This window comes from Streptomyces sp. NBC_01439 (assembly GCF_036227605.1).
In the GTDB taxonomy this organism is placed as follows: domain Bacteria; phylum Actinomycetota; class Actinomycetes; order Streptomycetales; family Streptomycetaceae; genus Streptomyces.
Genome location: NZ_CP109487.1, coordinates 8,644,361 through 8,656,578, shown reverse-complemented (window position 1 = coordinate 8,656,578; position 12,218 = coordinate 8,644,361). Strand labels below are relative to the sequence as shown.

17 protein-coding genes are annotated in these 12,218 nt (G+C 71.2%); 3 read left to right on the top strand and 14 right to left on the bottom strand.

Going from position 1 to position 12,218, the window contains the following annotated elements:
• Positions 1-50: 50 nt before the first annotated feature.
• The 3 genes from OG207_RS39415 to OG207_RS39405 form a co-directional block, all read right to left on the bottom strand.
• A complete protein-coding gene (locus OG207_RS39415; RefSeq protein ID WP_189742363.1) occupies positions 51-425 on the bottom strand; it encodes a hypothetical protein in 375 nt (124 codons plus the stop codon).
• A 309-nt stretch (positions 426-734) separates the two neighbouring features.
• Positions 735-1,253: an SRPBCC family protein gene (locus OG207_RS39410; protein ID WP_329105808.1), complete on the bottom strand. Its 519-nt coding sequence runs from the start codon at positions 1,251-1,253 to the stop codon at positions 735-737.
• Positions 1,250-2,233, bottom strand: coding sequence for an ArsR/SmtB family transcription factor (locus OG207_RS39405; protein WP_329108207.1), 984 nt, complete (start codon positions 2,231-2,233; stop codon positions 1,250-1,252). The genes OG207_RS39410 and OG207_RS39405 overlap by 4 nt, the downstream gene beginning before the upstream one ends.
• 112 nt (positions 2,234-2,345) lie before the next feature.
• On the opposite strand from OG207_RS39405, the gene OG207_RS39400 reads away from it, so the two are divergent.
• Complete coding sequence (locus OG207_RS39400) at positions 2,346-3,245, top strand: oxidoreductase (protein ID WP_329105806.1); 900 nt, start codon at positions 2,346-2,348, stop codon at positions 3,243-3,245.
• Positions 3,246-3,268: 23 nt separating this feature from the next.
• On the opposite strand, the gene OG207_RS39395 is transcribed toward OG207_RS39400, so the two are convergent.
• Both OG207_RS39395 and OG207_RS39390 read right to left on the bottom strand, forming a co-directional pair.
• On the bottom strand, positions 3,269-3,514 hold the full coding sequence (locus OG207_RS39395) for a hypothetical protein (protein WP_329105804.1): 246 nt from the start codon (positions 3,512-3,514) through the stop codon (positions 3,269-3,271).
• Positions 3,515-3,550: 36 nt separating this feature from the next.
• Entirely contained in the window at positions 3,551-4,057 is a 507-nt protein-coding gene (locus OG207_RS39390) for a hypothetical protein (RefSeq protein ID WP_329105802.1), read from the bottom strand.
• A gap of 229 nt (positions 4,058-4,286) precedes the next feature.
• On the opposite strand from OG207_RS39390, the gene OG207_RS39385 reads away from it, so the two are divergent.
• Entirely contained in the window at positions 4,287-5,132 is an 846-nt protein-coding gene (locus tag OG207_RS39385; protein ID WP_329105800.1) for a S1 family peptidase, read from the top strand.
• Positions 5,133-5,200: 68 nt separating this feature from the next.
• Positions 5,201-5,584 carry a toxin Doc gene (locus tag OG207_RS39380; RefSeq protein WP_329105798.1) on the top strand — a complete coding sequence of 128 codons (384 nt, stop codon included), beginning with the start codon at positions 5,201-5,203 and terminating at the stop codon, positions 5,582-5,584.
• A gap of 21 nt (positions 5,585-5,605) precedes the next feature.
• Here OG207_RS39380 and OG207_RS39375 read toward each other — a convergent pair whose 3' ends face one another.
• From OG207_RS39375 to OG207_RS39335, 9 genes are all read right to left on the bottom strand, one after another.
• Positions 5,606-5,992: a hypothetical protein gene (locus OG207_RS39375; RefSeq protein WP_329105796.1), complete on the bottom strand. Its 387-nt coding sequence runs from the start codon at positions 5,990-5,992 to the stop codon at positions 5,606-5,608.
• 311 nt (positions 5,993-6,303) lie between these two features.
• On the bottom strand, positions 6,304-7,221 hold the full coding sequence (locus OG207_RS39370; RefSeq protein WP_327387302.1) for a MurR/RpiR family transcriptional regulator: 918 nt from the start codon (positions 7,219-7,221) through the stop codon (positions 6,304-6,306).
• A 66-nt stretch (positions 7,222-7,287) separates the two neighbouring features.
• Positions 7,288-7,995, bottom strand: coding sequence for an NADPH-dependent FMN reductase (locus OG207_RS39365; protein ID WP_402694137.1), 708 nt, complete (start codon positions 7,993-7,995; stop codon positions 7,288-7,290).
• A 97-nt stretch (positions 7,996-8,092) separates the two neighbouring features.
• Complete coding sequence (locus tag OG207_RS39360; RefSeq protein ID WP_329105794.1) at positions 8,093-8,434, bottom strand: TcmI family type II polyketide cyclase; 342 nt, start codon at positions 8,432-8,434, stop codon at positions 8,093-8,095.
• 20 nt (positions 8,435-8,454) lie between these two features.
• Positions 8,455-8,934, bottom strand: coding sequence for an SRPBCC family protein (locus OG207_RS39355; RefSeq protein ID WP_329105792.1), 480 nt, complete (start codon positions 8,932-8,934; stop codon positions 8,455-8,457).
• Position 8,935: 1 nt separating this feature from the next.
• Positions 8,936-9,190: an acyl carrier protein gene (locus OG207_RS39350; RefSeq protein ID WP_329105790.1), complete on the bottom strand. Its 255-nt coding sequence runs from the start codon at positions 9,188-9,190 to the stop codon at positions 8,936-8,938.
• Between the two features lie 18 nt (positions 9,191-9,208).
• Entirely contained in the window at positions 9,209-10,435 is a 1,227-nt protein-coding gene (locus OG207_RS39345; protein WP_329105788.1) for a beta-ketoacyl synthase N-terminal-like domain-containing protein, read from the bottom strand.
• Positions 10,432-11,703 carry a beta-ketoacyl-[acyl-carrier-protein] synthase family protein gene (locus tag OG207_RS39340; protein WP_329105786.1) on the bottom strand — a complete coding sequence of 424 codons (1,272 nt, stop codon included), beginning with the start codon at positions 11,701-11,703 and terminating at the stop codon, positions 10,432-10,434. The genes OG207_RS39345 and OG207_RS39340 overlap by 4 nt, the downstream gene beginning before the upstream one ends.
• Complete coding sequence (locus OG207_RS39335) at positions 11,700-12,143, bottom strand: cupin domain-containing protein (RefSeq protein ID WP_150255520.1); 444 nt, start codon at positions 12,141-12,143, stop codon at positions 11,700-11,702. Before OG207_RS39335 ends, OG207_RS39340 begins: the two co-directional genes overlap by 4 nt.
• Between the last annotated feature and the right edge of the window lie 75 nt (positions 12,144-12,218).

Genomic DNA, 12,218 nt, shown 5'->3' with positions numbered 1-12,218 from the left:
TTGAAAAATTCTTCAACTCATGGGCATGCGTGGGCGCAAAAAAGCCGGACTCAGAGCTCCAGGGCGGCCTCGACCCGCTTGAGTTGGTGACGGGCCATGGCCAGGTTGGACTGGGACTTGTCCAGCACGACGTACAGGAACAGGCCGCTGTGCCCCCGCCCCTTGAGCAGCCGGATCAGGTGGTACTGGCCGCCCAGGGTGATCAGGACGTCCTCGATCTCGTCCTTCAGGCCCAGCATCTCCATCGTGCGGACCTTGGCCCGGATCACGTCCGTGTTGCCCGCGGCGGCGACCGTGAGGTCGAGATCCTTGCCACCGCCGAGGGTCCCCAGCGCCATCCCGCTGGTGTAGTCCACCAACGCGGCTCCCATCGCACCCTCGATCGAGGTCATCGTCTCCTTCAAAGAGACCTCAACGTTCGCCATCGGTATTCGCTCCCTTGCCTTCTACGAACTCCGCCCGGTGCTCGGTTCTGGCGGCACCGGACTGCTTGCGATCCAGACGTTACCTAGCGTGCGCGGCCGCGTACGGGGAACGGGGGATTGCGTGAAATGTGCACATCGACCCCTACTGTCCCGCACGTCCCGGCTCGCACGGCCGTACCCCGGGTACTCCCGTGGAAGTACTCGGGGGGGCAGTCGGCCGCACGACGACCGGAGGGATCTCCGAGGGATCTCCGAGGGACCTCGGAACGAGACGAGACGTCCGTGCTTGCGAGGAGGGGCATCGGCCTCTCAAGGACGGGGCTGCGTGACCGGGCCGAAGCCGGCCGCGAGTCGGGCCAGGGTCGTGCGCATCCCGGCACGGTTGACCGCGATGCGCCGGTCCGGACTGGTGCCGGCGAACACCGTGCCGAGCAGCACGGTCAGCCGGGAGCCCCGGCCGGTGCGCAGGTCCTGCCAGGTCTCCGTGACGCGCGTGCGCTCGCCCTCCGGTTCGAACCGGTATCCCCAACGTGCGATCGGCAAACCGAAGATGCCGACGTCGAAGGTGAACTCACCGGATCCGTCAGGCGTCTGCGCCGGTGCGCGCAGGGCCTTGATCCGGCCCACCGTGAACCAGACGAACGGCCCTCTCCTGTTGAGCCCGACGAAGCGGCTGCCGGAGCGGGCCGGCGGCCGGGGCACCCAGACGCGGCGACATTCGGGGCTCCAACGCCCCATGTTCCGCAGGTCGGACACCACCCGATGGACGTCCGCGGGCGCGGCGTCCACCACGATGTGCTCTTCCAGGCTCCACCGGCGCTCGCTCACGATGCCCCTCCCCGCGATCGTCCCCGCTCCACGCCTGGAGTGTAGGCAACGAGGAGGGCCTCGGCGACGGCGGTGCGGGCATAGAGCACGGAGCGGCCGGCCCGGTGGGCGCTGACCAGGCCCGCGGCGCGCAGCGCGGTCAGGTACTGGGACACTCCGGCGGCCGAGAGCCCGGTACGGCGGGCCAGTTCGGTGGTGGAGGCCGGGGCTTCCAGCTCGATCAGCAGCCGGGTGCGGGAGCGACCGAGCACGGCGGCCAGGGCCTCGGTCCGGCCGGCGGGCCGGGGTTCCCACAGGGAGCCGGTGCCGCGCGCCGGATAGGCGAGTTGCGGCGGTTCCGGGGGCGTCACCCGGGTGAAGGGGACGGGGCCGGTGAAGACCGAGGGGATCAGCAGCAGCCCTGCGCCCGCCGTCCCGCGGGACAGGGGCCGATGCCGGCGCGACAGCCGGAGCGCGTCGTCCCCCCAGCTCACCGAGGGGTGGAGGTCGTTGAAGAGGCGACCCGCTCCGTGCTCGGCGGCCTGCCGGGCCCGGTGGAAGACATCGGCGTCGAGCACCGCACGGATCCGCGCCCAGTAGGGCGCCAGGGCCAGCTCCCAGTAGGTCCCGATCTCTTCCGCGACCCGGACCAGGCGGGCCCGCGGGTCGGCGTACAAGGTCCGCGTGCGCGGGCCGAGTCCCCCTCGTTCCCGGCGCAGGCGGTCGAGGTCCTGGCGGACCCGGGAGGTGGGCGTGGCCCGGATCCTGACCAGTTCCTCCGCCAGGGAGGGCGCCGGCCCGGTGGGCGCCGGGTTGAGGAAGTCGGGTACGTACCCCGCGGGCGGGATCAGTTCGGCCAGCCAGCCCCGGTCGAGGCCGGCGGCCGCCAACCGTGGCCGCACCTGCTCGGTCCAGGGCCGGTGCACCGGGGCCGTGACCCCGGAAGCCAGCAGCCGGTAGCTGGGCCCGACCTCCCACATCGGCGAGACGGCGAACCGCATCTGCGCGAGATCGCTCACGGAGAACACCAGCTCCGCCCGCACCGCCACTCCAAGGATTCGGTCATGCCTTAATCAATGGCCTGGCAGCCTACCGGGCGGCGATCATCCGGGCATGACCTCACAGACGATGACCGCGGACGCGGCGGGCACCTGGAACCTCGGCGACCTGAAGATCAACCGGATCGGCTTCGGTGCGATGCGCCTGCCGCAGACCGGCGAGGCGTTCGCGGACGACGCCGTACCCCGCGACCGCGGCCAGGCGATCGCCGTGCTGCGCCGGGCGGTCGAGCTCGGGGTGAACCACATCGACACCGCCGCGTTCTACTTCTCTCCCCTGCGCTCCGCCAACGAACTGATCAACGCCGCGCTGGCCCCCTACCCGGAGGACCTCGTGATCACCACCAAGGTCGGACCGGGCCGGGACCCCTCCGGGGCGTGGAGCCACGCCACCCCGGAGCTGCTGCGCGGCCAGGTCGAGGAGAACCTTCGCCAGCTCGGCCGTGACCACCTCGACGTGGTGAACCTGCGCATCGTCGGGACCGGTTCCATCGCCGAACGCTTCGGCGCGCTGGCCGAGCTCCGCGAGGCCGGCCTCGTTCGCCACCTCGGCATCTCCAACGTCACCCCCGAGCACCTCGCCGAGGCCCGGGCCATCGCGCCGGTGGTCTGCGTACAGAACATGTACGGGATCGGGGTGCGGCCCGAGCACGACGGGTTCGTGCGCACCTGCGGCGAGCAGGGCATCGCGTTCGTGCCCTTCTACTCCATCGCCGGGACCGCAGGACAGGCCGGCGCGAGCGGCGTCGAGCACGAGGAGGTGCGTGCCGTCGCCCGGGCGCACGGCGCGAGCCCGGTGCAGGTGCGACTGGCGTGGACGCTCGGGCGGGGGCAGCACGTTCTGGCCATTCCCGGCACGGGCGACCCGGATCACCTCGACGCGAACGTGGCCGCGGGAGCCCTGCGCCTGTCCGAGGAGGATCTGGCCCTCCTGGAGGCCGTGCACCACGGCTGACCGGACCGGCCGGCGGGCCCCGCTCAGAGGTCGTCGGTCGGCGGGTCGGCCTCGTACACGTGGGGCGTGTCCCACTCCCAGTCCAGTAGTTCGGTACCGCCGAGGACCACGTCATCGGGGTCCGGCATGCCGGCGCGGCGCAAGAACTCGATGACGTCCTCGTCGGAGCGGGCCAGGCCCAGGGCCTCCTCGCCGTGCGAGGTCCGCAGGGTCACCTGCCGGCCCCCCGACGGGAAGATCCGGTGCACGACGACGGGTGCATGATGCATACCCCCAGCCTCGCCCCGTCGGGCCGGACCGGCACCTCAGGGGGTACGGCCGACCGTGGCGGAGCGGTCGGCGCGCGTGGGGATGCGGAACGTGGCGGGGTCGGGGTAGGTGGCCTTCTCGGCCTGCACGACCTCCTCGATCGCGGCCTTGAAGGCGGGCTCGAAGAAGTCGACGGCCAGGAGCAGCCGCAGCCCCTCCAGGGTCGGATCGAGCAGCGGGCGGGCCATGCGGGCACCGCCGCCCGCGATGCCGGGGAAGCCGGCCCGGGCGGTCTCCGGTCTCTCTCCCGCGCGCTCGTCGAGGCCGGCGGCCGCGTAGCCGGCGATCAGCGCGAGTTCGGCGAGGTACTTGCGGGCCCCGAGGGCCATCTCCTCGGCACCCTGCAGGGTCTGGACGGAGCCGCCCGCCACTTTGAAGTCGTCGCTGATCCGCTTGAGGCCGCGCGCCTCGTGCACGGCGCGCGCCTCCTCGAAGAGCCGCCCCGCCTCGTCGACCGCCTTCATCGCCGTCACCAGCTGGTCGATGTCGATCTCGCGCTTCACATTGCCTCCTGGTCCGGAACTGTGCTGCCCCGACCGTAGGAGGCAAAGCCACCGGTGCGGAACACCTGTGCGCAGTCCGTTATATGTGCACTCGGTGCCGCCCGGGCCCCCTCTCCCGGCACCGGCGTCAACTCGCCACGCGGTCTTGCCACTTGAAGCCGGGATACCAACAATGCGCATGACAACCGGAGGATCTTCGGTCGCATTGTCAGCAGAGGGGAACCCCCACATGAACAAGCCTCTCACCGGCGCCCTGCTCTCCCTGCTCCTGCTCGGAGCAGCGGTCACCCCCGCCGTGGCCGCGCCCGCCACACCCGCCACCGCCCCCACCGCCACCGCCGTCGCGGTCGACTTCGCGGGCACCGTGGCCCTCAGCAACTGTTCCGGGTCCGTCGTCCGCGCACCCGGCTCCCAGCCGAACGACCTCGCGCTGGTCCTGTCCAACGGGCACTGCCTGGAGTCCGGTTTCCCGGCGGCCGGCGAGGTCGTCAAGGACCGCCCGTCCAGCCGCTCGTTCTCGCTGCTCAACTCGGCGGGTTCGAAGGTCGGAACGCTGCGCGCGAGCAAGATCGCGTACGCGACGATGACCGACACCGACATCTCGATCTACCAGCTGACCCGGACCTACGCCCAGATCCAGAGCCAGTACGGCATCACCGCGCTCACCCTCGATGGCGCGCGCCCGGCCCAGGGCTCGGCGATCAAGGTGGTCTCCGGCTACTGGAAGCGGATCTACAGCTGCGCCGTGGACGGCTTCGCCTACCGCCTCAAGGAGGGCGACTGGACCTGGAAGGACTCGGTCCGTTACACCTCCGCCTGCAACACGATCGGCGGCACCTCCGGGTCACCGGTGGTCGACACGGCGACCGGCAAGGTCGTCGCCGTCAACAACACGGGCAACGAGGACGGCGCCCGCTGCACGGTGAACAACCCGTGCGAGGTCGACCAGAACGGCAACGTGACGGTCCGCCAGGGCATTAACTACGCGCAGCAGACGTACATCGTCGTCCCCTGCATAGCGCCCGGCAACAAGATCGACCTGAACCGCCCCGGCTGCGTGCTGCCCAAGCCGTAATCCCGCGCGCATCCCCGCCCGACTGGAAAAGCCCCACGACCGGGCCCCGGGCGGGGATACTCGGAGGCGTGGAACTGCACATCGATCACCGCTGGCTGTTGGAGCGGCAGGAGGCGCTGTTCAAGGACGTGGCAGTGGCCGACCACTCCGCCCTGGTCGCCGCCGTGGCCCGGCACCGGGTGAACACGCCGAGCCTGGAAGTGGACGACCCCGACGCCTACTGGCGCGCGGCCGCGCTGCTCGACGCGATCGTGCTGCTCCGACCGCTCCCCGACTCCAACGAATACTTCGCCTACGGGGTCGCCGTCGCGTACATCGAGGCCTGTGGCGAGGCGGTGGACGCCACCTACGAGCAGTGGCGCGACCTCATCACCGACATCCGCATGCTGCGCGCCACCGTCTTCGACGTGGCCGCCCGGCTCCGCTCCTGGCAGCCGACACAGACGCCCTGAGGAAGGTCAGCGCCGGCGGGGTCAGCGCCGGCGCTGGGCGGGGGTGCCGACGAGGAGCGCGTCGGACACGAGGCGTGCGCCACGGGCGAGCCGACCCAGCTGCTCCAGCTCGACGGCGTACATCCTGATCGAGTTCTCGATGACCGACTCGGCGATGCCCATGGTGGGCAGCTCGGCCCGGCTGGTCTGCAGGGCCGTCCGCACCGCGCGCATCTCGTGCTGCAGCTGGAGCTGGACGTGCCGGGCCAGGAGGGCGTGGTGGCGGGTGAGGGTCAGGTAGCCGCCGTAGCGGGCCGGGAGCAGATCCCGCAGCCAACGCGTGGCCGTGCGCTCCCAGTCGTGCGTCCCGGGTGCCTTGACCTGCATGGGCCAGTCAGGGCTGAGGGTATACGTGGCCGTCTGAGGCATTCTCGTCACTTCCGAGTGGAGTCGAACTCTGATCGAGACGTTCTTGGGGGGCGGCCTCGGCCCAGGGGTTGACCGAGGCCGCCATGGGCGCTCTGCGGGGATCCAAAGCCTGGACCCGACCCGCGGTCGCGACCTGAGGAGGTTCGTCGTACCGCGAGTACGTTCGGGAGGACATGGGGGTCCTCCTTGGCATCTGGTGGATCCGGAGCGCCGTCGTCAGTAAACATATATACCGTCGAGTAAGCAAGCGTATGAAAAATTTCATGCACCTCGAGGGCTGAATACCGCCTGGTGATGCAGACCGGTGGGGGCTACAGGAAGAAGCCGTGCTGGTCGGCCACGTGCTCGTAGCCCTCCAGTCTGGCCTGCGTCCGCTCCGGATCCGCATCGGCCATCGCCTGCAACAGGGCCGCGGACAGCATTCCTGGCGCCGCGTACGAGTCGAAGACCAGCCGGGACCCGGTGCCCGCGGTCAGGGACACGTCCGCCTCGTCCACCAGCGGCCCCAGGGTGGGGTCCGTGATCAGGACCACACGCAGACCCGTGCTGCGGGCGGCTCGGATGGCGGCCAAGGTCTCCTTGGCGTGCCGGGGCATGGCGAAGGCCAGCACCCAGGTCCCGCCGGCCGCCCTGGACTGCAGCAGCGCGTCGAAGGCGACGCTGCCCCCGCGGGTCACCAGGCGCACGTCGGGGTGGATCCGCCGGGCCGCGTACGCGAAGTACTCCGCGAGCGAGACCGAAATGCGCAGGCCGAGGACGGTCAGCGGCACGGAGGCGGCAAGCTCGCGGCCGATGTCCAGCACCTGGTCGGTGTCGGCGAGCAGCCTGCGCACGTTCTCCAGGTTCTCGATCTCGGCGTCGACGGCTTCCTGCAGCTCGTTGCGGCGGATCTGCGCGCGGGTGTCGGGGGCACCGGCAACGGCGCTGAGCGCGATCGGCTGCAGCACGTCGCGCAGGGCGGGGTAGCCGCTGAAGCCGAGGGAGGCGGCGAACCGGGTCACGGAGGGCTGGCTCACGCCCACCCGCTCGGCCAGTTCGGTGATCGAGAGGAACGCGGCCTCGGTGAGGTGGTCGATCAAGTATTGGGCGATGCGGCGCTGGCCCGGTGACAGGCGGCGTCCGTCGAAGAGCGCGAGGAGCCGGTCGGCCGGAGGACGGACCTCTTCGGACGACTGACCCCCTGGTGTGATCGCAGCCGCTTGTGCGCGTGCCTGCTGCCCCGATGACACTCGAGGGCCTCCCTATCTCATGTCACTCGCGCTCCAACATAGCTCACCCCCTGTGGCCGGTGATGATCAGTCCTGGGCGCGCGAGGTCACGGGGGCGTCGGTGCGGTCGCCCAGGAACTCGTACCAGCGGCGCTGGAGGCACAGGTAGCGGGTGTCGGCCTCGACGAGGTCGAGGAAGGAGCCGATCGTGGTGGTGAGGCGCTCGCCCAGGCCCGGGTCGGTGAGGGCGCCGTCCTCGGTGAACGCCTGGTGGGCGCCCGCCAGGCTGAACATGTCCGGGTAGACGCGCGCGCCGAGGTGCTCCAGCGGTACCCGCAGGGCCCACAGCCCCCGGTTGCCGCCGACCATCGAGGGCGAGGCCGACACCAGCAGGGTCTGCTTGTCCTTGAAGGGCTGCGGGCGGTAGCGGGAGACCCAGTCGATGGCGTTCTTGAGCACGCCCGGGACGGAGGCGTTGTACTCGGGGGAGGCGATGATCAAAGCCTGCGCGGCCTCGATCCGCGCGCACAGGGCCAGGGCCCCTTCGGGCAGCCCCTCGTCGACCTCCACATCGCCGTCGTAGGGCGGCATCGGGAAGTCGCCGAGGGTGGCGGCCCCTGCGGTGGCGCCCGCCCGGGACACCAGGGCGGCGACCAGGGAGCCGAGGCGGGCATTGACCGATCCGGTGCGGGAGGAACCGGACAGGACGAGGACGTGCAGGGAGGAACGGGCGGGCTCGCCGTCGTGCGGTCGGGCCGGATCCGCCGGGAAGTGGTCGCTGTCGGTCGGGTTCATGCCGTCTTCTCCTGCTCTCTTCCTGCTCTCTGCCGGGTTCGGCCACACGCGGCGGGACCCGCACACTTCGGTGTGCGGGTCCCGTCCGGGCCGCGGGTCACTTCGCGCCGGGGTTCTCCCAGCGGTAGAACTCGTGGGCCATGGCGTCCTTCGGACTGCGCCAGGTATCCGGGTCGTGCGGGCTGATGTAGGCGGTCAGCCGCTCGCTGAGGTGCCGGAACTCCGGGTGCTCGGTGACCTTCGCGATCGCCGGGCCGGGCGGCCGGTCCGCCTCGATCAGGTGCAGGTAGACGTCGCCGAACTGGAACAGGCTGCGGCGCGTGACCCCCACCAGGTGCGGGAGTTCACCCGCGTCCGAGCCGGTGAAGAGTTCGGCGATGTCCGGTGCCGATCCCGGCGCCATCCGGGCGACGATGAGGGCGCGGTGCGTCTGGTTCATCCGGTTGCTCGCCTTTCGTCTCAGACTCGGCTGACGGCGGGGGCGCGGCCCTCGCGCTGCCGCTTCTCGATCTTGTCCCGGATGAGCGCCAGCTGGATCGGGGAGTTGCGGTTGATGTTGTCGGTCATCCACGCGTCGTCGACGGGGGCGTCCGGCTTCATCGCGAAGTCCTGGGTCCACTTCATCCGGGTACCGCCGGGCACCTTGAAGTACTGCCAGTGGATGTCCATGTGGGCGAACGGGCCGGTCTCCACCCGTCGGGCACGGACGGTGAGGCCCTTGCGGTCGACGGTCCGCTCGGAGACCCAACTCCACACCTTGCCGTTCTCGTCGGGGTGCATGGTCAGGCGGAAGCGGGTGGTGTCGCCCTTCTCCTCGATGACCTCAAGGGAGGCGTACTCGCTGAACAGCTGCGGCCAGCTCGGGAGGTCGTTGGTCATCTCCCACACGAGGTCCACGGGCGCGTTGACGGTGATCTCGTTCTCGGTGTGTCCCGGCATGTCAGGCTCCTGTCATCAGGCTGTGGTTGACAAGGTCGAGGAATTCCCCGGGGGTCTTGCAGCGGTCGGCGTGGGCGGGCAGGGCCCGCCCACGCCGGTTCTCCAGTTCGCCGACGATCCCGAGCAGGCCCAGCGAATCGAGGCCGTACTCGTCGAAGGCGGAGTGCGGACGGCTCGCCAGCTCCGTGGCATCGACGGTGATGCCGGCCTTCTTCATGAGGGCCGCCAGTTCCTCCGGGGTCAGCCGGTCGGACATCTCGGTGCTCCCCACTTCCTACGGGCCCTTGCGGACGACGAGCGCGGAATTGGACCCCATCCGGCCGCGGCTGAGCACCAGTGCGGTGCGCAGCTCCGCGGCGCGGGCGCTGCCGGTCACGACGTCGAGGTCGTGGCACACGTCGTAGACGTTCGGGGTCGGCGGGACGATGCCGTGTTCCAGGGCCAGGACCGCGGCCGCGGTGTCGAGGGCGGGGGCCGCGCAGTACGCCCTGCCGGTACCGGACTTGGGCGCCGTGACCGGCACCTTCCGTCCGTACGCGCCGAGTGCGTCGGCGAGGGCGGCCGCCTCGGCCGCATCGGCCTCCGGGGTCCCGATGGCGTCGGCGAAGACCACGTCGATCTCCTCGGGCGCGCAGTCGGCTTCCCGGAGGGCGCCGCGGATGGCGTGGGCGAGTCCTTCGCCGGACGTGTCCCGTCGCCGGGTGCCGCTGAAGGTCGCGCCGTGACCGGCCAGGACGGCCCGCACGGTGGCGCCGCGGCGCCCGGCTTCGGCCTCGTCCTCGACGACGAACATCGCGCCGCCCTCGGCGGGGACGAATCCGCAGGCCTTGTCGGTGAACGGGCGGTAGGCGCGCTCGGGGTCCTCCCCCGTGCTCAGCCCCTCGTACTCCAGCTGGCAGACGATGGAGTACGGCGCCAGCGGTGCCTCCGTCGCCCCGACCAGCATGGCCCGGCTGCCCTGGCGGATCCCGCGGACGGCGTGCGCGAAGGCGTCCAGTCCGCCCGCCTCGTCACTGGCCACGACCCCGCAGGGGCCCTTCAGCCCGCGCCGGATGGAGATCTGGCCGGTGCTCGCCGCGTAGAACCAGGCGATCGACTGGTACGGGCCCACGAAGCGCGGCCCCTGCTCCCAGAGGTGCTGGAGCTCGCGCTGGCCGAACTCGCCGCCGCCGGATCCGGCGGCGGTGACGACGCCCACGGAGAAGGGGTCGCCCTCGTAGTCGGCCCGGCCGAGCCGGGCGTCCTCCAGGGCGAGGTCGGCGGCGGCGAGTGCGTGGTGGGTGAAGCGGTCGGTCTGGACGAGGAAGCGGTCCTCGACCATGGCGCCGGGGTCGAAGCCCCGGACCTCGCCCGCGACGCGCAACGGCAGGTGCTCGCAGCCCGCCCTGGTGACCCGGTCCAGAACGTTGAGTCCGGACTGGGTCGCCTTCCAGAAGGCATCGGCGCCCACGCCGTTGGGCGCGACGACTCCGATGCCCGTGATGACCGTACGGCTGGTCACGAGACCTCCTCCTTCGGCCGGGTCATGACCACGGCGGACTGGAATCCGCCGAAGCCGCTGCCCACCGAGAGCACGCTGCGCAGCTTCCGGCCGCGGGCGACGCGGGGTACGTAGTCCAGGTCGCACTCGGGGTCGGGCGTCTCGTAGTTCGCCGTCGGCGGTACCACCTGGTGGGTCATGGCGAGTACGCAGGCCGCCAGTTCGATGGCGCCGATCGCGCCGAGGGAGTGCCCCACCATGGATTTGATGGAGGTCATCGGCGTCTTGTAGGCGTGGTCGCCCAGGACCCGCTTGACCGCCGCGGTCTCGTGACGGTCGTTCTGCTTGGTGCCGGAGCCGTGCGCGTTGACGTAGTCGATCTCGTCGGCGGCGACCCCGGCCTCTGCGAGGGCGGTTTCGATGGCCCGGGCCATCTCCAGGCCCTCCGTGGTCAACCCGGTCATGTGGTGGGCGTTGCCGAAGGTGGCGTAGCCGCCGATCTCGCAGTAGACGGTCGCACCGCGGGCGCGGGCGTGTTCCAGCTCTTCGAGTACGAGGACGGCGCCGCCCTCGCCGAGGACGAACCCGTCCCGGTCGGCGTCGAACGGCCGGGAGGCGTGGGCCGGGTCGTCGTTGTTCGGCGAGGTCGCCTTGATGGCGTCGAAACAGGCCACGGTGATGGGCGATATGGGTGAGTCGGAGGCTCCCGCGATGCACACGTCCATCCGGCCCTCCGCGATCGAGTGCACGGCGTACCCGATGGCGTCGAGTCCCGAGGTGCAGCCGGTGGAGACCGTCTGGACCGGGCCCCGCGCACCCGTCTGCTCCGCCACGGCGGAGGCGAGGGTGGCGGGGGTGAACGCCCGGTGCAGGAACGGGCCGGCCCGCTTGTGGTCCACGTCCCACCAGGAGCCGGACTGGCTGACGGCCACGTAGTCGTGCTCCAGCCGGGTGGTTCCGCCGACGGCCGTGCCGAGGGAGACTCCGGTCCGCCAGGCCTCGTCCGTGGTGAGGTCGAGCCCCGCGTCCTTCACCGCCTCCCGGGCGGCCACCAGGGCGAACTGGATGTAGCGGTCCGCCCGGTCCGCCTCGCCCGGTTCGAAGCCGTGCGCGGCGGGGTCGAAGTCGACCTCGGCGGCTATCCGGGAACGGAACCCGGCCGGGTCGAAGAGGCTGATCCCGCGCGTCGCCGTACGGCCGTTGGAGAGCAGGTCCCAGAAGTCGCGGACGCCGATCCCGCCGGGCGCGACGACACCGACTCCGGTGACGGCCACCCGCCGGCGGGTCACGATACCGCTCCCGTACGGTCCGGCGGCTGCTCCCACGCGGTGCTCTCCGGGTGCGGGGCCTGCTCGGTGTCCACGTGGCCGAGCTCGGGGCGCGGGGCCAGCGGGCCGAGGTGGAAGACCATGCGGGCCTCGGTGTCCCCCACGTTGCGGAAGCGGTGGCGCACGTTGAGCGGGACCAGGAGTCCCTGGTCGGTGCGGAGCGGGTGGGCCTCGCCGTCGAGGTCGACCTCCAGCCGGCCGCTGACCACGTACACGAACTCCTCGGAGTACGGGTGGTAGTGCTCCGCGATCGACTCCCCGGGGGCCATGATCGCCAGGCCCATGAAGCCGCTGGTGGAACCCACGGAGGTCGGGGTGAGCACCGCCCTGAGGTCTCCGCCGCGCCGGCGGTTGGGGGGCGTCTCGCTGAGGTCCACGATGCGTGGGCGCTGTTGGGTCATGGCGGGTTCCTCCTGCGTGTGGGGAGAGCCTGGGTGCGGATGGGTCGGGATCGTGGGGGTGGAACGGGTGGGCCG

What these genes read in the sequence shown, in the direction of transcription:
- OG207_RS39415 (WP_189742363.1), bottom strand. Translation starts at nt 425, where the DNA reads ATGGCGAACGTTGAGGTCTCTTTGAAGGAGACGATGACCTCGATCGAG.
- OG207_RS39405 (WP_329108207.1), bottom strand. Translation starts at nt 2,233, where the DNA reads ATGCGGTTCGCCGTCTCGCCGATGTGGGAGGTCGGGCCCAGCTACCGG.
- OG207_RS39400 (WP_329105806.1), top strand. Translation starts at nt 2,346, where the DNA reads ATGACCTCACAGACGATGACCGCGGACGCGGCGGGCACCTGGAACCTC.
- OG207_RS39395 (WP_329105804.1), bottom strand. Translation starts at nt 3,514, where the DNA reads ATGCATCATGCACCCGTCGTCGTGCACCGGATCTTCCCGTCGGGGGGC.
- OG207_RS39385 (WP_329105800.1), top strand. Translation starts at nt 4,287, where the DNA reads ATGAACAAGCCTCTCACCGGCGCCCTGCTCTCCCTGCTCCTGCTCGGA.
- OG207_RS39375 (WP_329105796.1), bottom strand. Translation starts at nt 5,992, where the DNA reads ATGCCTCAGACGGCCACGTATACCCTCAGCCCTGACTGGCCCATGCAG.
- OG207_RS39365 (WP_402694137.1), bottom strand. Translation starts at nt 7,995, where the DNA reads ATGAACCCGACCGACAGCGACCACTTCCCGGCGGATCCGGCCCGACCG.
- OG207_RS39360 (WP_329105794.1), bottom strand. Translation starts at nt 8,434, where the DNA reads ATGAACCAGACGCACCGCGCCCTCATCGTCGCCCGGATGGCGCCGGGA.
- OG207_RS39355 (WP_329105792.1), bottom strand. Translation starts at nt 8,934, where the DNA reads ATGCCGGGACACACCGAGAACGAGATCACCGTCAACGCGCCCGTGGAC.
- OG207_RS39350 (WP_329105790.1), bottom strand. Translation starts at nt 9,190, where the DNA reads ATGTCCGACCGGCTGACCCCGGAGGAACTGGCGGCCCTCATGAAGAAG.
- OG207_RS39335 (WP_150255520.1), bottom strand. Translation starts at nt 12,143, where the DNA reads ATGACCCAACAGCGCCCACGCATCGTGGACCTCAGCGAGACGCCCCCC.